The sequence below is a fragment of the Dyella sp. 05T440 genome (assembly GCF_056395965.1).
The window spans coordinates 356,061-376,700 of sequence record NZ_JBFTKN010000001.1 but is presented as its reverse complement, the minus strand read 5'-3'; the positions used below and the strand labels follow the sequence as shown (position 1 = coordinate 376,700).

Genomic DNA, 20,640 nt, shown 5'->3' with positions numbered 1-20,640 from the left:
CGACCGCAGCGCATGGGTGTAACGCTCCGTCGGCTGGTCGCGCACAAGTGCGCTCCTACAAAAGAGGCGCGCGGCAACGGCGGGCGTTGTTTGGCTCGTGATGTAGCGCTTGCCGCCCGGGTGCCCGTCTGACGCGACGGGCGAGGCAGATCGCGACAACGTTACAAACAGTACAACCCGCCAGCGATCTCCCCCACATCCCCCATGCGATCGATCAACGCCCCATCCTCCTCGCACAGGACAATATGGCTGACCTCATCGTCTGGATCCGCCGCCTGAGGCGCCACGTCGGCCGCCATCAGCAGGGCGCCCTTCGAACCCACGACACGCGAGACATAGCGCTCACACACATCCATGGCGCAATGAGCCGCGTATTCGCTCAAATGGATGTTCTCCACCCGCGATACATCGCCGATTCGATCGGCGATAGGCGGCAATTCGCGCGCCGCGAATTCCAGGCTGCTTCCAATCCTGTGCTGGGTCCAGGCGAACGCCGCGCCACCCAGGATCATCAGTACCGCCAACACCACCAGAGATGCTTTCACGAACTTGCTCACGCCTAGCCACTCCTTGCAGACCCAACCGGGCACGGGACATCACGTCCGCAGCCCTTCGGACCCAAACTGCAACTATGGAGCGACCATCCGAGGCAGACCATCGGATCAGTCTTGGAAGTAGATCGAAGCTCTCTTCGTCGCGAAGACGAGCAACCGCACGTGGCCGCTCAGGACAGCGGAATTTCCGGAGCCAGGCCCGCCAGATGACCAGCCAATGTGGCGTCCTCGGAGAGGATCTCAAAGCCCTCATATTCGAACGCAGGCGCCACCAGGCAAGTCACCAGGGTGTAACGGCCGAGCGGTCGAGCTGCCTGCCAGGCGCCGGCCGGTACGACGGCCAGCGTGTCCACGCCTGGCGCCAACGGCCCGAGACAGCAACGCTCCAGGCGCTTGTTGGCCGCGTGGTAGATCAGCAGCTCCAGCGGTTCGCCTTCGACGAAGTGCCAGGCTTCCTCGGCATCGACCCGATGCCAGTGGCTGAATTCGCCCGCCTCGAGCAAGTAGTGGATCGCGCTCAATGCGTGCCGGGCGCCGGCGCCGTCGCCACCCGCCTTGGGCGGATGGATGCGGCGATAGTGGCCGCCTTCCACGTGCGGCTGCAGCTGCAGCGCCTCTTTCAGTTGAGCAGCGCGGGCAGCGGCATCGCTCATGTGGCTGGCGCGTCGGTGGGCTTGATCAACCAGCGTACCGCCAGCATGCCCAGCTCATAGAGCAGGCACATCGGAATGGCCAGCATGATCATCGAGGTGATGTCAGGCGGCGTGATGAAGGCGGCAATGGCGAACGCGCCGACCACGGCATAGCGACGACCGTTGCGCAGCTGCTCCAGGTTCACCACGCCGATCGCGGCGAGGATCACCACCGCCACCGGCACCTCGAAGCACAGGCCAAACGCGAAGAACATCAACATCACGAAGTCGAGGTAGTGCGTGATGTCGGTCATCATTTCCACGCCCTGCGGCGTCACCGCCGTGAGGAAGCGGAACGCCGCCGGCAGCACCAGGAAATACGCGAAGGCGCAGCCGAGATAAAACAGGAACAGCGCTGCCACCAGCAGGGGGCGCGCCAGTCGCTTCTCGTTGCGGTACAGGCCGGGGCTCACGAAGGCCCACAGCTGGTAGACGATCATCGGCATGCTGATGAACAGCGCCGCATAGAAGGCCAGCTTCAGCGGCGTGACGAACGGACTGGCCACCTCGGTGGCAATCAGATGGGCGCCCTGCGGCAGGCGCGACACCAGCGGCGCGGCCAGCTCCGTGTACAAGCGGTTGGCGAATGGCACGAGGGCGCCAAGCACCAGCAGCACGGTCACGATCGCGCGCATCAGGCGCGAGCGCAGTTCGATCAGATGCGAAAAGAGACCTTGTTCCAGGTCATCGGCCCCGGGGCCTTCGAGCTCAGGCGCCGCCATGCGGAGCTTCCTTGGTCGCGGTGGCGGTGGCGGCGGCCACGTCCGCTACCGGCTCGGCAACGGGTGGCTCGGACGGTTTGGACGGCACGCCTTCAGGACGCATCTTGCGCAACGTCTCGTCCAGCTCGGCCTGGGCGGCTTCGGCTTTGGAGGCCACTTCGCGCGCCTGGCGGCGGATCTCTTCCACCTGCAGCTCGCGCTCCACTTCCGCACGCACGCTGTCCCAGCCGGTACGCACGCGCCGCAGGAACACACCCGCGGTGCGAGCGGCATGCGGCAGCTTTTCCGGGCCAAGCACGATCAGCGCGACGAGCGCGAGCAAGACCAGCTTGCCGAAGCTGATTTCGATCATGACCCTCGAGCCGCCTTACTTGGGTTCGGTGGTGTCGTGCTGGTTCTGCGTCTGGCTGGGGCCAGCGGGCGGCGGATCGGCGCGCAGGGTCGCGTTCGGATCGTTCGGCTTGGGGGCTTCGTCGCCGCCATCCAAACCCTTCTTGAAATCGCGGACGGCGCCGCCGATGTCGCCGCCGATATTGCGCAGCTTCTTGGTGCCGAAGATCAGCACGACGACGACCAGCAGGATGAGTAGATGGGTGATGCTCATTAGAATCAGGCCTCGAATGGTAAGCGGCGGAACGAAACTGTCACGCCGTCGCGCCGCCGCTCCCTATCATCGCTGAGTGTACTCCTCAAGGCGATCCCTGAAATCGACCACCTGGGTCGGCACGTTGCCCACGCCACCCTCGAAGATGCGGCGCGGGGTGATGCCCTTGCCGTAAATGGCCTCGTTGGCGTCGTAGTCGATGCGCAGGGCCGAGCCGTCCAGGGCCACGCCCGCAAACAGGCCGCGCGAGCGGGAATAGGAGTAGATCTCGGCCTTGAAGTCGCTGTCGGTGGAGGCCTGGGCCGTACGGCCCACCGGGCCGGCCGCGGCGGCGGCGTCCGCGCCGATCGTGAATTTGCCGTTGACGATGCTGTCCACGCCGCGCTGGGTACGGAACACCAGGATCACGTCGGTCGACGAGGCGCCGGCCTGGAAGCCCACGCTGCCGCCTGTCATGGTGATGAAGCTGGGGTTGGACCAGGTGCCGTCCGGCCCCTTCACCGAGATCAGGCCCTCGCCGCGACGGCCGCCGAACACGAAGCCCACCTTGAGCAGGTCAGGGATCACGGCGATGGCCTTGGCTTGCTTGAGCAGGTCGGTCGGGATCGACTTGTCCGGCGCCTCCATGATGTCGCTCAACACGCGCACGGCGTTCTGGGCGCGCACCAGCGGCGGGTCTTCCGCATGCGCGGCCATGGCCGGCAGCAACAGAACCAGGGACGCGAGCAACAGACGGTGCAGCGATGCTTTGAACATGGACGACTCCTTGGCTTGAATTCGGGGTGGCAGCCTGCGGCGATGATGTCCACGGCGGCTTCTTTGGCTTGTGGCAGACTTGCGGCGGATTTCTTCCGTCTGAGCCACGATGCCACGCAGCGATGACTATACCGGCGTTGCCGGCGCTTCCCGAGACCTTCCCGTTCAGGCTGCAGTGCTGTTGGTGAACCTGGGCACACCAGAGGCGCCCACGGCCAAGGCGGTGCGCCCGTATCTCGCCCAGTTCCTGGGCGACCGCCGAGTGATCGACTATCCGCGCTGGCTCTGGTGGCTGATCCTGCACGGCGTGATCCTGCGTGTGCGCCCTGCGCGTTCGGCCCACGCCTACCAGCGCATCTGGACGGCGCAGGGCTCGCCGCTGCGCGTGGGCAGCGAGGCACTGGCCGCGCGACTGCAGGACAAGCTTTCGGAGACATGTGCGGAACCCGTGCGCGTGGCGTTGGCGATGCGTTATGGCCAGCCCTCGGTGCCCGCGCAAATCGAGCGGCTGCAACGCGAGGGCGTGCGTCACCTGTTAGTACTGCCGTTGTATCCCCAATATTCCGCCACCTCCACCGGCTCGGTGATCGACGCCGTGGCCGAGTCCATGCAGTCGTTGCGCTGGCCGCCCGAGCTGCGGCTGGTCAACGACTATCACGACGACCCGGGCCATATCGAAGCGCTGGCGCGCAGCATCGAGCAATGGTGGGCGGCGCACGGTCGCGGCGACAAGTTGCTGCTCTCCTTCCACGGCATTCCCGAGCGCTATGTGCGCGAGGGCGATCCCTACTTCGACCAGTGCCAGGCCACCGCACACGCGTTGCGACAGCGACTGGCGCTGGAGGAGCCGCAGCTGCTGGTGAGCTACCAGTCGCGGGTGGGACGCGAGTCCTGGCTGCACCCCTATACCGACGCCACCGTGCGCGAGCTGGCGGCGAGCGGCATCAAGCGGCTCGACGTCGCCTGCCCGGGTTTCGCCGTGGACTGCCTGGAGACGCTGGAAGAAATCGCCATGCAGAACCGCGATTTTTTCGTCGAGGCCGGCGGCAGCGAACTGCGTTACATCCCAGCGCTCAATGACACGCCCGAGCAGATCGACAGCCTGGCCGCGCTGGTGAGACGCCACACCGGCGGCTGGTCCGCCTTCGCCCCACGCGTCGGCACGCCGGCATGAAAGCCCCGGTCGAGCGCGAGGTACGGCTGCCGCATCTGCGCCTGAGCGCGCAGGTGTGGGGCGACGAACAAGCGCCGCCGCTGCTGGCCCTGCACGGCTGGCTGGACAATGCGTGGAGCTATGCGCGACTCGCTCCGCTGCTGGCCGAACGCTGGCAGGTGATTGCGCTCGAACTGCCGGGTCATGGTCATTCCGATCATCTGCCGCCCGGCATGCAATATCACCTGGTCGACTACGTGCGCTCGGTGCTTGGCGCGATCGATGCGCTGGGACTGACGCGTTGCCACCTGATGGGCCACTCGCTGGGCGCGGGCATCGGTTCGATGGTTGCCGCGGCCAAGCCGGAGCGCATCGACCGACTGCTGCTGATCGAAGGGCTGGGCCCGATCGCCGACGATGGTCACCACACATTGCGCCAATTCCGCGATGCGATGGCGAGCGAGGCCACCGGCCGTTCGCTGCGTTCGTTCCCGTCCATCGACATGGCGATCAGCGCGCGCACCATGGCCAGTGGCCTGCCCGCCGATCAGGCGCGTCCCATCGTCGAGCGTGGCCTGCACAAGAGCGAGCACGGCTGGTACTGGCGCAGCGATGCACGAGTCAATCGCCCCTCCTCCATCCGACTCACCGAAGAACAGGTGCGCGCCATCCTGCGCGGCATCGAAGCGCCCACCGCGCTGCTGCTCGCCCGACCCGACACGCCCTACCTGCCCGGCCCCCGCATGCAGGCACGCGCCGCCTGCGTGGCCGATATCGCGGTGACGCATCTGGATGGCGGCCACCATCTGCAGCTGGAACACCCCGAAGCCGTCGCCCGCTGGGCGAACGCGCATCTGGACGGCGAGCACGCCTGACCGACGGCACATGCCCCGGCGCGGCAGCGGTCTAGACTGGCGCCATGCAACATCTACAACGCGCCAACTACGGTCAACCCGAACGGCTGCGGCAACTCGGCGACCTGCAGGTGTCCGCCACGCCGTATGCCGGCGGCAGCGCCTTGCCGTGGCATGAGCACGACGAGGCGTATCTGTGCCTGGTCGCTACAGGCGGCTATACCCAGCAAGCGGGCGAGCAGGAACTCGAATGCCGACCGGGCGCGCTTCTGACGCATCCGCAGGGCCATCGACACGCCAATCGCTTCGGGCCCGAAGGCGCGCGCTGCATCAGCATCTTTCTCGACGATATGGCCGGCGACGGGGTATCGCGTCTGCTTGGCGAACATCGCCAACTGCGACTGCCCGATGCGGATCGCCTGCTCGCCCGCATCGAACGCGAATTGCGCGCGACCGATGATGCCGCCGCGCTCGCTTTGTCGTCAGCCGTGTTGGAGCTGGTGGCGCTCGCCTGTCGTGCTGACGACCAGCGACGCCCCGCCTGGCTGCAGCGCGTCCTGGATCGCCTGCACGATGACCCCCTCGCCACGCCGTCATTGCAGGAACTGGCGGCTTTGGCAGGCGTCCATCGCTCTCATCTCGCGCGCGGCTTTCAGCAGGCCAAGGGCACCTCGATCGGCGAATACCAGCGCGGCTTGCGCATCGCGCTCGCGCGCAAGGCGCTGGGCGAGTCGCAGCGCTCCATCGCCGAAGTGGCCGCCATGGCCGGCTTCAACGACCAGAGTCATTTCGCTCGCGTGTTCCGTCACCTCACCGGTGAAACGCCGCGTGACTACCGGCACAGAACGCAACGCACGTGCTGATACGCCACGCACGTCCTAGACCGGGCGCGCCAACCGACGGACCATGACGACACCCGACCACGGAGTGTCCCCCATGCTGCATCGCGCCCGTCCCCTGCTCGTGTTGTTGCTCGCCGGTGCGCTGAGCCAGGCTTTCGCTGCACCCGCTGATGACAGCGCCGCCGTACTTGCCAGTCTGCGCCAGGCCCACGGTGGCGACCGCTGGCAACACGTCGCCGCACTGCAGGCCGAAGGCCGCGAAGCAGGCGACGGACTGACCGGCCCCTGGCAGGCCACGGTGGACCTGCGTAGCGGCCATTACCTCACGCGCATGCACAACGATGTGTTCGGCACTGCCGAGGGCATCGATGCGCAAGGCCACTGGCGCGAAGACATCACCGGCATGATTCATCCGTTGGATTCGGATGAGGCACGCACCGTCGACGTCACCGCTAGCTGGCTGCGCCGCTACGGCTTTCTCGATGCGGATTCCTCCGTCCAATACCATCACCTGCCCGACGCGCAGGACAACGGCCACACCTATCAGCGCATCGAAGCCACGCCGGCCGGCGGGCGTCTCGTCACGCTGTGGATCGATGCCACTACGCATCGGCTGGATCGCGCGATCTACGCGACTTCCTTCCTGATCGCCACCGAACGCTACAGCGACTACCGCGATGTGGACGGCCTGCCGCTACCCTTCCGCATCGCCAGCTCGCGCGCCAACCTCGCCGGCAATGCCGATGGCGAGAGCGTGGATACCGTCGAACGCTATCGCGTACTCAGCAATGTTCCGACAACCGATCTGCAGCGTCCCGATGGCAAGGTCCGCGACGTCACCATGGTCAACGGTGCGACGGAGGCGGTGACGCCCATGCAGCTCGAAGGAGGCATCCTGATCGTCGATGTGAGCATCGACGGGCGTGCGCCGATGCCCTTCATCCTCGACACCGGCGGCCATGCGATTCTCACCAGCGACGCGGCCAAACAGCTGGGTTTCCAGACACAGGGCCAGGGCGTGAGCGGCGGCTCGGGATCAGGAACGATGAGTACGTCGTATACCAAGGTGCATGACACTGGTCTGGGTAACGCGCATATCCGCGATCTCACCTATACCGTGCTGCCCTACCCCTACAGCTTCTACGAGCGCGGCAACGGTGCGCCGATCGCCGGCATTCTCGGCCTGGAAATGTTCGAGCGCTTTGCGATCACGTTCGACTACGACCACCATCAGCTGCACCTCAAGCCGTATGACCTGGGCGAAGCACCGCCGATCAAGCAAGGCGACGTCGTGGCGCTGCGCTTCACCGATGACATGCCGCTGGTGGAGGCCAATCAGGACGGCCATAACGGCATGTTCGGCATCGACACCGGCAACGCCGGCTATGTGCTCACCTTCCCCCAGTGGGCTCAACGCAACGGCATCGCGGCACGCTACGAGCAGGGCCTGCCGATACCCACCGGCGGCGTCGGCGGCCTCTTCACCGCACACATCGCCCACGCCAAGGAGTTCACCCTCGGCACGCAGCGCATGGACAACGTCGTCGCCATGCTCACCCGCAACGACGCCGGCGCCACAGGCAACCCGAGCGAAGCAGGGAATATCGGCCAGGACATCCTGTCGCGCTACAACGTGCACTTCGACTACCGCCACCAGCAGATGGTGCTGATGCCACGCGACCCTGTCCCCGTGTGGCACTACGGCATGGCGGGCTTTCGCGCTGAGAAATCCCAGGACCATCCGGATCGCTTCAACGTCATCAACGTCACGCCGGGCAGCCCCGCGCAGCAGGCTGGACTCAAGAAGGGCGACGCGATCGTGGCAGCGAATGGAAAAGCGGCAGCGAGCATGAGCTTTGGCGCGCTGCGCGATCTGAGCATGCATCTACCTGATGGCACACCGTTGGCGTTGAAATTGGCGGATGGCCGGGAGTTGAAGATGGTGCTGAGGGATATCGCACCGCGGTAAGAGCCCCCTCTCCCTTGTAGGAGCGCACTTGTGCGCGACAACCCGGCGGAGCGATACATCCCAGCGCTGCGATCGCGCACAAGTGCGCTCCTACAGAGGGAATGGCGAGCTACAGCCAGATGCAATTCCAATAGGGGTAATCAAGCACGCTATCCACCAGGCCCGCGCGCAAGGGATTGGCAACGATGTACCGCGCCACCGTCCTGATATCGTCCTCATGACGAAGCGCGCGGTCATGGTAGCCGCGCCCCCATACGACCGCAGTCCGCGTGCAATTCAATTGCCGCGCCACGGCTGCCTTGAAGCGATTCATGACCATTGGCAGCGAATCGCGATGCCCGAGCTGCACGAGTCCATGCCAGTGATCCGGCATCAGCACCCAGCACAGCAGAGACGCATCGCCCCAATTCTCCCGCTCATGGATGCAGCGACAGGCGGATCTAGCCAGCTCGCTGTTCTTGAACAGCGGCCGGCGATAAGCCGTCACCGTTGTCAGGAGGTAGATGTGGCCCGGGTGGGAAATTCTTCCCGCGCGCAGAGCTCGATGTCCCGGAGGAGAGGTCATGCGCGGACGGTTGCATCGTCAGCGCGGGATGGATAGCGGGGCCTTCGCTGCCCTTTCGTAGGGGCGTGCCTGGCATGCAATAGACAACGACCTGGCGATGGGGCGGGTTGTGTTCGCGCACAAGTGCGCTCCTACAAGGTTGTCGCGTTCGTCAGGGTTTTTGCAGCCCCAACGTCTCCAACCCCTGCTCAAACGTTACATCCACCGGAATCTTCGCCTGATCCAGCCGCTTCAGATCACCAGCCAGCGCGGCGTCGACATTGCCCATGCGATCGGTCAGCTGCTTGGCGGCATCGTAATCACCATCGCCCTGGATGGTGAGCAACTTGGCGGACAGCGCGTTCATGGCAGCCGTCATCTTGTCGAAGTCGACGCGATAGCGCCCCGTCGTGGCGTCACGGCTGAAAGCACCCTGCTGCTGGAAGAAATTGAAGCGCACCATGTTGGCCTTGGCGTGCGCATCACTGGCGCCAAAACGCACCGAGCGCAGGATGCCGGCGAGGAAGGTGACGTAGTTGTCCATCAGCTTGGACTTGTCCAGCTCACCCTTGTCGGCGAGCTTGCTGACCATATAGAGGCCGAGGATATCGGCCTTGCCTTCCTCGAAGCTCGATGCCTGGTCCTTCAAGGCCGTGCGCACCATGCCCTTGCCGTTGAGCGTGTTCTTGATGCCCAGGCCGTGCGCGACTTCATGGAACATGGTGTTCTCGAAGAAGGCATCGAAGGTGAGGTGCGACTGCTGATCGTCTGCCACCAACGCCTTGGCGATCGGCAGCATGATCTTGTCGAACTTCGCCTGCATCACGTTTTCCAGTTGCAGGCGACGCGTGCCCTTTTTCAGCTGCACTTCTTCGTCGTTGGGCAGGTTGATCGCGATGGTCTTGGCGCCGACGTTGGCGTCGCCCGCGTAGTACACGGCGAAGTAGGCATTGAGATCGGCATCGGCGCCGGGCTTCTCGGCCTTGTATTTGTCGCCCACCGGCAGCTCGCGCTGCAGTTCGGGCAGGTATTTGGTGAAGCGCGCGAGCTTGGCGCTCCACGCCTGGTCCTTCACCAGCACATAGCTTTCGTAGCTGGCCTTGTAGCCGAACAGTTGGTCCTCATAGGTTTCGATGGGACCGATCACGATGTCGACCGGATTATTCTTCATCGACATCCAGGCGAAATCGCTGGGGCGATAATCGTCGCTGAGCAAGGCATCGGCGCGCTTCTTGAGATAGCCCGCGAATTCCTTGTCGGCTGACAGATCCGCCGCCTGGCGCAGCAGTCCGGCGGCGCGCTGCAGGTCGGCCTGGTAGGCCTCGTGATAAGGCACCACCGCCAGTGCGTTCTGGGCATTTCGACGCAGCACGGTGTAGAGGCCGGCCTTGTCCTTGAGATCGGACTTGTCGAATTCCTCTTTGGTCATGTCAGCCGGATAGAACTGGGCGCCCGGCGGGCGAGGACCCACGCCGGCGACGAAGGGCTGGTCGTTGTTCAAGCGATCCCATGGGCCGTAGTTGATCTGGGCGTACTGGCGCGTGACATCGTCGGGAATGCGCGCCATCAAGGCAGCCTTGTCGCCCCACGATTGCTGCCAGTAGATGTCGTTGGTGACATCGGCCGCCTCGATCAGCAGCGCGATCATCTGCTTCTGCTTGTCGTCGAAGCCGGAGAGATCCGCCGTGAGCTTGACCGACGCGTAGTTGGCCAAGCCCTGGGTGGCGATGTCCGCATCCGTGGACGGCGGCGGCACGGTCGGCGTGGTGCTGGCCGGCGCGGGCGCGGAAGCAGCTCCGGCAGGCGCGTTGCTATCGTGCGAGCTGCAGCCGGCCAGGATGGCGATAAGACTCAGGGCAAGCAGATGGCGACGCATGGCGCTTTCTCGATAGAAGGAAAGCGCCATGGTAGCGCGCGGCGAGTTACGCGCGTCTACCTCCATTTTCGTCATTCCGGCGCAGGCCGGAATGACGAGCTAAAAAACAGCGCCTACCTCACCCCGAAATCGCCAGCCGCTCGGACTGATACAAATGCGCCGTCGCCAGCACCCCCACAATGGAGGCGGCCAGGCTACCCGCCAGGCACAGGCCGAACTGGTCCGCCGTGACGCCATCGCCACGCAGCAATTGCATGATGCCCAGGTGCTGCCCGAGCAGCGGCACGGCGTACATCCATTCCTGTGCCTTGATGGGCATGGTGGACAGAAGGATGCTGGGCAGCACCGGCACGAACATCAGCAGCGAAACATAGGTTTGCGCTTCGCGATAGCTCTTGGCGAATGCCGCCACCATCGACTGCAGCGCGGCCAGCAACACGATCAGCGGCAGCATCAGCAACAACACCTGCCCGCTGAAGCGCAGGCCGAGATCCAGCTCCATGCCGAGTTTTTCCGTCGGAATGAAACGGCCCACCACGGCGAACGCCAACAGGCTGATCAGCAGGCTGATCGCCGAGAACGTGCAGATGGCCGCCAGCTTGCCGGCAAGAATCTTCCAGCGCGCCACCGGATTGGCGAACAGCGGTTCCAGCGATTGCCGCTCGCGTTCGCCCGCAGTGAGATCGATCGCCAGATACATGCCGCCCATGAACACGGTGAGCACGAAGAAGTACGGCAGGATCGAAAACACCAGTGCGGCACGCGCCTGCGCCGTGGCCTGGTCGCGCTTGGCGGCAACCACCGGCCACGCGGTACTCGGCGAAAGTCCGCGCGACACCAGACGCATCGCACCCTGCTGGCGTGCATAGGTTTCGACCACTTGCGACAAACGATCCACCGCAGCATTGGCATCGCGTTGCGAGGAGTCGTAGATCAACTCCACCTGCACGGCCTCGCCCTTGCGCCACGCCGTGGCATAGTCGGGCGAAATGCGCAGCACCACATCGGCATCCTGCTTGCGCACGGCCAGTTCGGGATTGGCGATGGGCGGCTTGGGTACGATGCCTTCGGCCTTCAAGGCGTTGATCAGGTTGGGGGCGTACTCGGCCCCGGCCACCGGCACCGGCAGCGGCTTCTCGGCCTTGTCCAGCTGACGGTTGAGAGTGATGTTGAGCAACATCACCATGATGATCGGCCCCAGCAGCGGACCGGTGAGGAACGCACTCATGATGGTGCGTCGGTCGCGCAGGTTCTCGCGCACCTCCTTCATGTACACGGTGAGGAAGGCGCGCGTGCGTGCCACCGGCGTGATAGTTTTCATGTTCATGCGGCGAGGCCCTCTTCGCTGCCGATGATCTTCACGAAGGCATCCTCGAGGTTAGCCTCGCCTGTCTGGTCGCGCAGCGCAGCCGGCGATTCGTCCGCCACGACGCGGCCGTTGGCGATGACCACGATGCGATCGCACAGCGCCGCCACCTCCTGCATGATGTGACTGGAGAACAGCACGCAGCGCCCCTCGCTTTTCAGCTGCTGCATGAACTGCCGCAGCGCTCGCGTGGCCATCACATCCAGGCCATTGGTCGGTTCATCGAGAATGACATTGCGCGGATCGTGGATCAGCGCGCGCCCGATCGCCGTCTTCACACGCTGGCCCTGGGAGAATCCTTCGGTACGGCGATCGGCGAAGTCGCTCATTTCCAACGCCTTCACCAGCGCCTCGCGGCGACTGACGATCAAGTCCTCGGGCAGACCGTGCAAGCGAGCGAAATAATCGATGTTTTCGCGCGCACTGAGGCGCTTGTACAGTCCGCGTGCATCCGGCAGCACGCCCAGCTGGCGTCGCACGGCAAGCGCGTCGCTGGCGGCATCGATGCCGTCCACCAGCACCTGGCCGCGATCGGGCTTCATCAGCGTATACAGCATGCGCAGCGTGGTGGTCTTGCCTGCACCGTTGGGACCGAGCAGGCCGGTGATCTCGCCATCGCGAGCCTTGAAGCTGACGCCATCCACCGCTTTGACGGTGCCGAACGCCTTGTGTAAATCCTTTACCTCGATCATGGCGTCGCTCCGTTGAAGTCGATGAAGGTCGGCGTGGGATGCATCCGCTCCAGACAGGTGGTGTCCAGTACCTTGGGCTTGAGGTCTTCGATGAAGTGCTTGACGATCTGCGGCGCGCAGCCCGCGTTGATCACGTTGTGACCCTGGCCGGCGAGCACGAGGTGGCGCGAGTTGGGCAGGTTCTTGGCCACCTCGTCGCCGTAGCGCGGCGGCGTGACCGGATCGAACTGGCCGGAGAACAGCAGCACCGGCGTATCGGTTTTCAGCGGCTCGTGGAAATCGGCCGGCCGCGAACCCTTGGGCCACACCGAACAGGTGTTGCGCAGCGTATCGACCATGCGCGTGCCCAGGATGCTGTGCGCATCCTCTTCGCGCGGCGTCAGCAGATCGGCATCCTCACTGCAGATCACCGCGAGCTGCATGCCGCCGTTCATGGTGTCGGAAAGATCGCCCGACAGCAGCTTGGCCTGCCCCAGCAGCGGGCCGACGTCGCCATGCGCCGCGGCATCGATGGAAAGCGGCAGCAGTGCGGCCGTGAGCGGTGAATAGGCGAACATGCGCACGACGCTGGCCAGCGAGTATTCGCTGAGGGTGCGCTGCACGCTCTGATAGGTTTGCGGATCGCGGAAGCTCACCTTGTGCGGATTGGCGCGCAGCGCGTCGCGCAGCTGGAACAGCGTCTGGTACGGATCGTTGAAACGCTTGCGGCAGGCCTCGTTGGCCGTGCACTGCGCGAACTGCGCCTTGAGCGCATCGTCGAGGTTGCGGGCAAAGTCTTCGCCGAGCACCAGTTCGTTCGGCACCACGCCATCGAGCACCAGGCTGCGCACGGCCTGGGGATAACGCATGGCGTACTGCTGCGCCATGCGCGTGCCGTAGGACACGCCGACCAGATCAAAGGTCGGCGAACCCAGCGCCTTGCGCACGTCTTCCAGATCCTGTGCGGCGATGGTGGTGGTGTAGTAGCGAGGATCTGCCTTGCCGTCGAGCTGCTTGAGGCAACGTTCGGTTTCCTGCTTCTGCCGCTCAGGACTGGCGTCGACATCTTCGGAGCCGCCTTCCGTGCCCTCGCCTTCATCCTTGCAGGTGAGCGGATTGGAGCCGCCGGTGCCACGCTGATCGAGCAGCGCCACATGGCGATGCGCGAGCAGCGGCTGCAGGGCCGTCGACACGCCCGGCCACGATTCCGTGGCCGCCTGTCCCGGCCCGCCCGCCAGCATCACCAGCATGTCCTTGCTGGCGACCTGTGCACTGCTGCGGATCACCGCGAGCTTGAGGTGGATCTTGCGGCTGTTCGGATCGTCGCGATTCTCGGGCACTTCGAACGGTACGCACCACGCGGCAGTGGAAAGCCCGCTGTTGGGCTCCCCCAGCTCGCACGGCGTGAGCGTGAGCGAGCCCAGCGTCCACGTCTGCGGTTTAGCGGCTTTGGCGGGCGCCTGGGTTGTGTCGGCGGAAGCGGCGGTGTCTTGCGCGCCTGCACTCGCCTGCGGATGAAATTGCTTCCAGCCCAGTATCGCCAGTGCGATGACCACGATGCCTAGGCGAAAGGCGGTTCGTCCTTTGCTTGCCATGGGTGTACTCCCCTCACTCCATTGGATGTCGCGAAATCGCCGGTAGCGTCACCGGCGGTTCCGGTTCGAAGATCGATTCGATGGAAAGGCCAAACAGCCGCGCAATCTTGAAGGCCAGCGGCAGACTTGGATCGTACTTGCCTGTCTCGATCGCGTTCACCGTCTGGCGCGATACATCCAGACGATCGGCCAGGTCGGCCTGCGACCAGGCGTGCTCGCCGCGCAGTTCACGGATACGGTTATTCACGGTACGCCCACCAGGGCACGACGATTCCGGTTAGTCATCGGGCAGCCCACGCGTGCGCCAGCGCGCCATGCCCAGCAGCAGCCCGAGCACCGCCGACGCGCCCGCCATGCCGCACAACAGCCCGATGCGGAAGCTGTCCCAGTCATGTCGCCATGCGTAAAGCGCTGCCACGCCCGTGATCAGGGCGAGCAGCAACAGACGACCGGCCGGCGCGAGGCCGCTCTCGCCTGTGCAGGCCGCGTCATGCCCATAGGCGCGCGCCACGTACCAGCGAGTGATTCCGTAGCTGGCCATCATCAGTGGAAAGACCCAGATCAGCACCGAACCATCCAGCGGCAGCACCTGCGCAATCGACAGGAAGCCACCCAACAAGCTCAGCGCCGCGGTTACCCCGGTCGCCACGCCCAAGGCGATCAGATGGGTGCGCTGCTCCAGCTCATCGCTGTCGCGGATAAGCCGGGCCAGCTGGGCCAGCACGTAGAACATGGGAAGCAGCGGCGCCAGCGCGAGCAGGATCTTCAGGGGCAGGCTGCCGACCGTATGGACGATCGGCCAGACGGACAGCATGAACACCGTATAGAGGGTGATCGCGAACAGCGTGCGCCGCTGGTATTGCCGATAGGTGAGGCGAGACATAGAGGCCCTGAGTCCAGTGTCAAGCTGACTTGACACAGGCTACGTCCAGCCCCTGAGGCGTGTCAAGCACGCTTTACACAGAGGCCTGTATCGGCCGGCCCGGCGCAAAACTTAACGGTCCTGGCCATCGGACATCTCCGAAAATGTGACCCAATTTGCACATTGAGCTGCCCATAGCGTCGGATGTGACCCAGCTCGACTCACAAAATTCGTCACTTGCATTTAACAACTACATCTCACTTTCGGCAGATTGCGGGGTTTTTAGCGTCTCGCTGTCGTTGGCACGGGGGTTGCTTTGAGGGCGGTAAGCGAACTGGAAGACCGACCCGAGGGGTGGGGGCCAGAAGCCTAAAAGGCGCTGCGGGGGGCGATGTCCCATTTGGTCCGAAAGCGCATGACTCGTTGCTTGCTCAAAAACTTACGTCAATCAAAGGACATCGTATGAAGAAGATTCTGGTTTCCGCCGCTCTGGCCGCCATCCTCGGCACCGCTGCCTTCTCGGCCTCGGCCGTCGACGGCACCATCACCATCAGCGGCAACATCAACGCCTCGACCTGCAAGATCAACGGCGCCAACAGCCCGGCCGCGATCGCCGTGACCCTGCCGACCGTGTCGACCACCTCGCTGAATGCCGCAGCCGCTGTTGCCGGCCGCACCCCGTTCTCCATCGCCCTGACCGGCTGCGGTTCGCTGACGAAGGCCACCACCTTCTTCGAGCCGGGTCCGACCGTGATGGGCGACGGCAACCTGAAGAACGCCACCGGCACCGCCACCGGCGTTGAAGTGCAGCTGCTCAATGGCGCTGATTTCTCGGCCATCGCGCTGAACAGCGCTTCGGGCGCACAGAACTCGACCCAGGCCACGCTGACCGGCGGCGCCGGCACGCTGAACTACTACGCCCAGTACTACGCCACCGCCGCTGCGGGTGCCGGTACGGTCGCCACCAGCGTCCAGTTCACGATGCTTTACCAGTAAGTCGCAACACGCGCCGGAGCCACCTGGCTCCGGCGCACTCCCGCTGACAACATCAGCGGCCCTGATCCCACTGAGGTAATTCCCGATGAGGAAGTTAGTCTGCGCAATCGGCGCGGGCCTGATGGCCCTGTGTCTCAGCGCTCCCCAGGCCCAGGCCAATGTGTTGATCGGCGGCACCCGCGTGGTGTTCCCCGCGAAGGACGGCGAAGTCACCGTCCGTCTGACCAACGACAACGACCACCCCGTGCTGGTGGAATCCTGGATCGACCGCGGCGACGTGCATTCCACGCCCGAGTCAGTCGATGTGCCGTTCCTGATCACCCCTCCTCTGTTCCGCATGGAGCCGAAGAAGGAACAGAGCCTGCGCGTTGTCTTCACCCATGAGCAGCTGCCGGCTGACCGGGAATCGCTGTTCTGGCTCAACGTGCTCGAAGTGCCGCCCAAGCCCACCGGCCCGCAAGCGGAAGGCCAGAATCTTCTGCAGCTGGCGCTGCGTTCGCGTCTGAAGCTTTTCTACCGTCCGACCGGCCTGCAGGGCGACCCGCTCAAGGCACCGGGCGCGCTTACCTGGAAGATCGTGGCCGACGGCAAGGGCTTTGCGCTTGAAGCGCACAACCCCACGCCCTACCACGTAACGATCTCCGAACTGTCCGTCGCCAGTGGCGGTAACAACGTCGGTGCCGAAATCGGCATGGTCGCTCCGCTGTCGGACCTGCGCCTGCCGCTGCATGGCAACAGTCAGAAGCCGGCGGCCGGTAGTGTCGTGTCGTTCTCGGCCATCAATGATTACGGCGCAGCCGACAGCTACAAGAGCACGGTGTCGCCGTGATTCATCTGCGCGCCTGCCATAGCCACCGCACGAGCACCAACGGCCTCGCCGTCGGCGCCCGCGTGGTGCTGAGCGTGGCTATCGCCGGCGTGCTATTTGGCCTGAGTGCTTCTTCCCATGCGGCTGCCGCCGCAGCCGCCTCCGGTGCCGATGCATCGGCAGCGATCGATGCGAACTTCGATCGCAGCCTGCTCTCCGGCGCCGGCAGCAACACGAACGACCTCTCGCGCTTCGAGCGCGGCAACGTGGTGATGCCTGGCGTGTATCGCACGGATATCTTCGTCAACAACGCCTGGATGGGCCGCGCCGACGTGCGCTTCGCTTCGCCCTCGGCGGATGCGCCGGCCATCGCATGCCTGACCAAGGCCATGTTCGAGCAGTTCGGTCTGCCGATGCAGAAGCTCAGCGCCGAACAGCAGGCGAAGCTGGCCAACGACGCGGGCAGCTGCGTGGCAATCGGCGACCTGATTCCCGCCGCCACGATGAATTTCGATCAGCCGAACCTGCGACTGGACGTGAGCATCCCGCAAGCCTGGCTGGGTACCCGCGCGCGCGGCTACGTCAGCCCCGAGAACTGGGACCGTGGCGTCAACGCCGCCCTGCTCAACTACAACTTCAACAGCTACCGCAATCACAGCAACGGCGTCACGCAGACCTCGTCGTTCCTGGGCCTCAATGCGGGTCTGAATCTGGCTGGCTGGCAGTTGCGCAACGATTCCACGGTGGTGATGCAGTCGGGCGGTGCCGCGGGCACGCCCTCGACCACGCACTGGCAGAACATTGATACCTACGTGCGCCGTGACATTCCTTCCATGCGCTCGCAGCTGACCATCGGCGATTCCTACACGAGTGGCGATCTGTTCGACGCGGTGAGTATCCGCGGTGTCCAGCTGACCACCGACGACCGCATGCTGCCCGATTCTCTGCGTGGCTACGCACCGACGGTGCGCGGCGTGGCCGAAACCAATGCCAAGGTAACCGTTCGCCAGAACGGCATCGTGCTGTACGAAACCACGGTGGCACCGGGCCCGTTCACCATCAGCGACCTGTACGCCACCGGTTACGGCGGCGACCTGGCCGTGACCGTGACCGAAGCGGATGGGCGTGTGCGTTCGTTCGCCGTGCCATACGCCTCGGTGCCGCAGTTGCTGCGTCCGGGCGTGATGCGCTTCTCCGTCGCCGCGGGCGAACTGCACGACGCTTCGATTCACGCACATCCGGCGCTGGTAGAGGCCACCCTGCAGCGCGGCATCACCAACATGCTCACCGGCTACGCGGGCGTGGTCGGCACGAATGGCTACGGCGCGGTGCAGATCGGCACCGCACTCAATACCAAGTACGGTGCACTGGCGCTCGACCTGACCGACGCACGCACGGAGATCCCGGGCCAGTCCACGCAGAACGGCCAGAGCGTGCGCCTGAGCTACAGCAAGATGCTGCCGGACACGAACACCTCGCTGACGGTTGCCACCTACCGCTACTCCACCAGCGGATACCTTGGCCTGCGCGACGCGATGACCATGCGCGACATCGCCAACGGTTATCGCTACGTCGACCCGTCCACGCAGACCACGATCGACGGTGTCACCACGACCAACCTGCTCACGCCGGACCAGATCCGCGCGCTGCAGGGCAACCAGGGCAACTTCAGCACCTACACCAGCCAGCTCGATCGCCAGCGCAGCCGTTTCGACATCAGCTTGAACCAGCGCCTGGGCGACCACGGCGGCACGATCTATGTCACCGGCTCGGCCATTGACTACTGGAACCGCAACGGCACGGATGTGCAGTTCCAGGCCGGCTACAACAATACGTTCCGCCGCCTGAGCTACACGATCTCCGCCACGCGTACCCGCGATGCGTTCTCGCGCATGAGCAACCAGATCTTCGCCAGCTTCACGCTGCCGCTCGGCAACAGCGTGCATGCACCGAACTTCGGCGCCAACCTCACCCACGACAGCACGGGCCATACGCTGGACCAGGCGACGATCAACGGGACCCTGGGCGTGGACAACCAGTTCAGCTACGGCGCCACGGCCTCGCACGACAACGGCCAGGGCGACGGTGGCAGCGGTGGCAATGCCGGTACGGTCTACGCGGGTTACCGCAGCCCCTATGCACAGTTCAACGGAAGCGTGGGTGCAGGCAACGGCTATTCGCAGGCGTCGCTTGGCGTGTCCGGCGCCGTCGTTGTTCACCCCGGCGGCGTCACCTTCGGCCTGCCGATGGGCGACACGGTAGCCGTTGTCGAAGCCAAGGATGCCGCCGGTGCGCGCGTGCTCAACTCCTCCGGCGTCCGCATCGACCGCTTCGGCTATGCACTAGTGCCGTACATGACGCCTTACGGCCTCAACACGGTGCAGATCGATCCGAAGGGCCTCCCGCTGAACGTGCAGCTGGAAGCCACCAGCGCCCAGGTTGCTCCGCACGCCGGCGCGGTGGTGATGCTCAAGTTCAAGACGGAAAACGGCCGCACGGTGCTGCTGCGCATCCGCCAGTCGGACGGCAAGGCCATCCCGTTTGGCGCCGACATTGTCGATGAAAAGAACCAGCCCATCGGCGTGGTAGGCCAGGGCGGTCGCGCGCTGGTGCGCGGTGCGAAGGACGAAGGCCGCCTCAACGTGCAGTGGAAGCTCGATGACAGCTCACCGATCAGCTGCGGCTTCTCTTATCACCTCAAGCCATTCGACAAGAAGAGCGCCAAGATGGACGGCCTGGAAACGATCGACGCCACCTGCTCGCCCATCGCTTCCAGTGGAAACGCGTCATGAGCCAACTTCGTTCCGCATTGACCCTCCTGGTTCTGCTGTCACTCGCGTTTCTGCCGATGACGTCGTTCGCCTCGTGCACGCTGACGGGCAACAAGGAACTGGTCAACATGACGCTTCCGGCCACGATCATCCTTGATCCCAGTGCCCCGGTAGGCACGGTGCTGGCCACCTCGCCCGCGGTCGACCCCAGTCCCAAGACCTCCTCGGTCGACTGCGGAAGCACAACGACAATCGGCGTGATCAATCTTCTCCCCGGCGGTCAGCCCAACGGCAGCTCGACGATCTATCCGACGGGTGTCGCTGGCGTGGGTTATCGCATCCTGCACCCCGACTCCAGCAAGTTCCTGCCCCCGTGGGGTTTCGACACCATCGCCTCGGGCACGTACGCGTTGTCGGTGCAGTCGGCCATCCAGTTGGTCAAGACCGCCCCTATCACCGCCGGGTCCACGCTCAACGCCGGAACGGTTGGCTTCTGGCAGTACCAGGGGTCACGCAACACTTTGCGCGTAGAGGACTTCGTCCTGGCCAACAACGTGAAGTTCGTGGCGCCCACATGCACGGTCACCACGCCGAGCATCTCGGTAACGCTGCCCACCGTCTCCAATACCGCGTTCAACGTGGCTGGAGCCACAGCCGGCGCCACTGCGTTCAATATCGGACTGAGCTGCTCCAGTGCCGCGTCTGGCCAGGACATCGCCATCCAGTTCGACACGAACAAACAGCCGAACGGAACCACTGGCGTAATCACACCGACTGGTACGGCGAAAAACGTCGGCGTGCAACTCGTTGACAGCAAGTTCAATCCCATCACCTTCGGCGCCGCTGCCGATGCCGGCACGACACCTACCGGCGCCCTCAACCTAACCTATTACGCGCGCTACTACGCCGTCACGACGGGCGTCACCGCCGGCACGGTGAATGCCACGGCCACTTTCACAATCAGCTATCCATAATTCGGTCGCAGGGGAAATCCTTCGATGCGCT

Annotated in this window: 21 protein-coding genes; 8 read left to right on the top strand and 13 right to left on the bottom strand. The window is 64.6% G+C overall.

Going from position 1 to position 20,640, the window contains the following annotated elements; all coding sequences use genetic code 11:
* Positions 1–161: 161 nt before the first annotated feature.
* From AC1DE1_RS01565 to AC1DE1_RS01540, 6 genes are all read right to left on the bottom strand, one after another.
* Positions 162–557 (bottom strand): hypothetical protein, encoded by a 396-nt coding sequence (locus AC1DE1_RS01565; RefSeq protein WP_441605519.1) that lies wholly within the window; start codon positions 555–557, stop codon positions 162–164.
* A 167-nt stretch (positions 558–724) separates the two neighbouring features.
* Entirely contained in the window at positions 725–1,207 is a 483-nt protein-coding gene (locus tag AC1DE1_RS01560) for a cupin domain-containing protein (RefSeq protein WP_441605520.1), read from the bottom strand.
* The gene (gene tatC, locus AC1DE1_RS01555; protein WP_441605521.1) at positions 1,204–1,968 is read right to left on the bottom strand and encodes a twin-arginine translocase subunit TatC; all 765 of its coding nucleotides are present in this window, start codon (positions 1,966–1,968) and stop codon (positions 1,204–1,206) included. Before tatC ends, AC1DE1_RS01560 begins: the two co-directional genes overlap by 4 nt.
* Entirely contained in the window at positions 1,955–2,320 is a 366-nt protein-coding gene (tatB, locus tag AC1DE1_RS01550; protein WP_441605522.1) for a Sec-independent protein translocase protein TatB, read from the bottom strand. Before tatB ends, tatC begins: the two co-directional genes overlap by 14 nt.
* Before the next feature lie 15 nt (positions 2,321–2,335).
* The gene (gene tatA, locus AC1DE1_RS01545) at positions 2,336–2,572 is read right to left on the bottom strand and encodes a twin-arginine translocase TatA/TatE family subunit (protein WP_441605523.1); all 237 of its coding nucleotides are present in this window, start codon (positions 2,570–2,572) and stop codon (positions 2,336–2,338) included.
* 66 nt (positions 2,573–2,638) lie between these two features.
* The gene (locus AC1DE1_RS01540; RefSeq protein WP_441605524.1) at positions 2,639–3,328 is read right to left on the bottom strand and encodes a lipid-binding SYLF domain-containing protein; all 690 of its coding nucleotides are present in this window, start codon (positions 3,326–3,328) and stop codon (positions 2,639–2,641) included.
* 109 nt (positions 3,329–3,437) lie between these two features.
* Between AC1DE1_RS01540 and hemH the strand changes: the two genes are divergently transcribed.
* The 4 genes from hemH to AC1DE1_RS01520 all read left to right on the top strand — a co-directional run bounded on the left by hemH (position 3,438) and on the right by AC1DE1_RS01520 (position 8,146).
* Positions 3,438–4,502: a ferrochelatase gene (gene hemH / locus AC1DE1_RS01535; RefSeq protein WP_441605525.1), complete on the top strand. Its 1,065-nt coding sequence runs from the start codon at positions 3,438–3,440 to the stop codon at positions 4,500–4,502.
* The gene (locus AC1DE1_RS01530; protein ID WP_441605526.1) at positions 4,499–5,356 is read left to right on the top strand and encodes an alpha/beta fold hydrolase; all 858 of its coding nucleotides are present in this window, start codon (positions 4,499–4,501) and stop codon (positions 5,354–5,356) included. The genes hemH and AC1DE1_RS01530 overlap by 4 nt, the downstream gene beginning before the upstream one ends.
* 44 nt (positions 5,357–5,400) lie before the next feature.
* Positions 5,401–6,198: an AraC family transcriptional regulator gene (locus tag AC1DE1_RS01525; protein ID WP_441605527.1), complete on the top strand. Its 798-nt coding sequence runs from the start codon at positions 5,401–5,403 to the stop codon at positions 6,196–6,198.
* A gap of 73 nt (positions 6,199–6,271) precedes the next feature.
* Complete coding sequence (locus AC1DE1_RS01520) at positions 6,272–8,146, top strand: aspartyl protease family protein (RefSeq protein WP_441605528.1); 1,875 nt, start codon at positions 6,272–6,274, stop codon at positions 8,144–8,146.
* Between the two features lie 109 nt (positions 8,147–8,255).
* On the opposite strand, the gene AC1DE1_RS01515 is transcribed toward AC1DE1_RS01520, so the two are convergent.
* The 7 genes from AC1DE1_RS01515 to AC1DE1_RS01485 all read right to left on the bottom strand — a co-directional run bounded on the left by AC1DE1_RS01515 (position 8,256) and on the right by AC1DE1_RS01485 (position 15,081).
* Entirely contained in the window at positions 8,256–8,711 is a 456-nt protein-coding gene (locus tag AC1DE1_RS01515) for an REP-associated tyrosine transposase (protein WP_441605529.1), read from the bottom strand.
* 151 nt (positions 8,712–8,862) lie between these two features.
* Positions 8,863–10,566 (bottom strand): dipeptidyl-peptidase 3 family protein, encoded by a 1,704-nt coding sequence (locus tag AC1DE1_RS01510; RefSeq protein WP_441605530.1) that lies wholly within the window; start codon positions 10,564–10,566, stop codon positions 8,863–8,865.
* Between the two features lie 118 nt (positions 10,567–10,684).
* The gene (locus tag AC1DE1_RS01505) at positions 10,685–11,887 is read right to left on the bottom strand and encodes an ABC transporter permease (RefSeq protein ID WP_441605556.1); all 1,203 of its coding nucleotides are present in this window, start codon (positions 11,885–11,887) and stop codon (positions 10,685–10,687) included.
* Between the two features lie 2 nt (positions 11,888–11,889).
* On the bottom strand, positions 11,890–12,624 hold the full coding sequence (locus tag AC1DE1_RS01500; protein ID WP_441605531.1) for an ABC transporter ATP-binding protein: 735 nt from the start codon (positions 12,622–12,624) through the stop codon (positions 11,890–11,892).
* Positions 12,621–14,198, bottom strand: coding sequence for an alpha/beta hydrolase (locus AC1DE1_RS01495; protein ID WP_441605532.1), 1,578 nt, complete (start codon positions 14,196–14,198; stop codon positions 12,621–12,623). The genes AC1DE1_RS01500 and AC1DE1_RS01495 overlap by 4 nt, the downstream gene beginning before the upstream one ends.
* 13 nt (positions 14,199–14,211) lie before the next feature.
* Complete coding sequence (locus tag AC1DE1_RS01490; protein ID WP_441605533.1) at positions 14,212–14,445, bottom strand: helix-turn-helix transcriptional regulator; 234 nt, start codon at positions 14,443–14,445, stop codon at positions 14,212–14,214.
* A 30-nt stretch (positions 14,446–14,475) separates the two neighbouring features.
* A complete protein-coding gene (locus AC1DE1_RS01485; protein ID WP_441605534.1) occupies positions 14,476–15,081 on the bottom strand; it encodes a hypothetical protein in 606 nt (201 codons plus the stop codon).
* 441 nt (positions 15,082–15,522) lie between these two features.
* Here AC1DE1_RS01485 and AC1DE1_RS01480 point away from each other — a divergent pair, with 441 nt between their 5' ends.
* From AC1DE1_RS01480 to AC1DE1_RS01465, 4 genes are all read left to right on the top strand, one after another.
* Complete coding sequence (locus AC1DE1_RS01480; RefSeq protein ID WP_441605535.1) at positions 15,523–16,056, top strand: fimbrial protein; 534 nt, start codon at positions 15,523–15,525, stop codon at positions 16,054–16,056.
* A gap of 85 nt (positions 16,057–16,141) precedes the next feature.
* The gene (locus tag AC1DE1_RS01475) at positions 16,142–16,885 is read left to right on the top strand and encodes a fimbrial biogenesis chaperone (protein ID WP_441605536.1); all 744 of its coding nucleotides are present in this window, start codon (positions 16,142–16,144) and stop codon (positions 16,883–16,885) included.
* A complete protein-coding gene (locus tag AC1DE1_RS01470) occupies positions 16,882–19,656 on the top strand; it encodes a fimbria/pilus outer membrane usher protein (RefSeq protein ID WP_441605537.1) in 2,775 nt (924 codons plus the stop codon). The genes AC1DE1_RS01475 and AC1DE1_RS01470 overlap by 4 nt, the downstream gene beginning before the upstream one ends.
* Positions 19,653–20,609, top strand: a complete 957-nt coding sequence (locus AC1DE1_RS01465) for a fimbrial protein (RefSeq protein WP_441605538.1) — start codon at positions 19,653–19,655, stop codon at positions 20,607–20,609. The genes AC1DE1_RS01470 and AC1DE1_RS01465 overlap by 4 nt, the downstream gene beginning before the upstream one ends.
* Positions 20,610–20,640 lie beyond the last annotated feature (31 nt).

Coding starts and splice junctions, on each gene's coding strand:
- AC1DE1_RS01495 (WP_441605532.1), bottom strand. CDS start 14,198: ATGGCAAGCAAAGGACGAACCGCCTTTCGCCTAGGCATCGTGGTCATC.
- AC1DE1_RS01480 (WP_441605535.1), top strand. CDS start 15,523: ATGAAGAAGATTCTGGTTTCCGCCGCTCTGGCCGCCATCCTCGGCACC.
- AC1DE1_RS01530 (WP_441605526.1), top strand. CDS start 4,499: ATGAAAGCCCCGGTCGAGCGCGAGGTACGGCTGCCGCATCTGCGCCTG.
- AC1DE1_RS01485 (WP_441605534.1), bottom strand. CDS start 15,081: ATGTCTCGCCTCACCTATCGGCAATACCAGCGGCGCACGCTGTTCGCG.
- tatA (WP_441605523.1), bottom strand. CDS start 2,572: ATGAGCATCACCCATCTACTCATCCTGCTGGTCGTCGTCGTGCTGATC.
- AC1DE1_RS01475 (WP_441605536.1), top strand. CDS start 16,142: ATGAGGAAGTTAGTCTGCGCAATCGGCGCGGGCCTGATGGCCCTGTGT.
- AC1DE1_RS01560 (WP_441605520.1), bottom strand. CDS start 1,207: ATGAGCGATGCCGCTGCCCGCGCTGCTCAACTGAAAGAGGCGCTGCAG.
- AC1DE1_RS01540 (WP_441605524.1), bottom strand. CDS start 3,328: ATGTTCAAAGCATCGCTGCACCGTCTGTTGCTCGCGTCCCTGGTTCTG.
- AC1DE1_RS01500 (WP_441605531.1), bottom strand. CDS start 12,624: ATGATCGAGGTAAAGGATTTACACAAGGCGTTCGGCACCGTCAAAGCG.
- tatC (WP_441605521.1), bottom strand. CDS start 1,968: ATGGCGGCGCCTGAGCTCGAAGGCCCCGGGGCCGATGACCTGGAACAA.
- AC1DE1_RS01465 (WP_441605538.1), top strand. CDS start 19,653: ATGAGCCAACTTCGTTCCGCATTGACCCTCCTGGTTCTGCTGTCACTC.
- hemH (WP_441605525.1), top strand. CDS start 3,438: ATGCCACGCAGCGATGACTATACCGGCGTTGCCGGCGCTTCCCGAGAC.
- AC1DE1_RS01525 (WP_441605527.1), top strand. CDS start 5,401: ATGCAACATCTACAACGCGCCAACTACGGTCAACCCGAACGGCTGCGG.
- AC1DE1_RS01515 (WP_441605529.1), bottom strand. CDS start 8,711: ATGACCTCTCCTCCGGGACATCGAGCTCTGCGCGCGGGAAGAATTTCC.
- AC1DE1_RS01520 (WP_441605528.1), top strand. CDS start 6,272: ATGCTGCATCGCGCCCGTCCCCTGCTCGTGTTGTTGCTCGCCGGTGCG.
- AC1DE1_RS01510 (WP_441605530.1), bottom strand. CDS start 10,566: ATGCGTCGCCATCTGCTTGCCCTGAGTCTTATCGCCATCCTGGCCGGC.
- AC1DE1_RS01505 (WP_441605556.1), bottom strand. CDS start 11,887: ATGAAAACTATCACGCCGGTGGCACGCACGCGCGCCTTCCTCACCGTG.
- tatB (WP_441605522.1), bottom strand. CDS start 2,320: ATGATCGAAATCAGCTTCGGCAAGCTGGTCTTGCTCGCGCTCGTCGCG.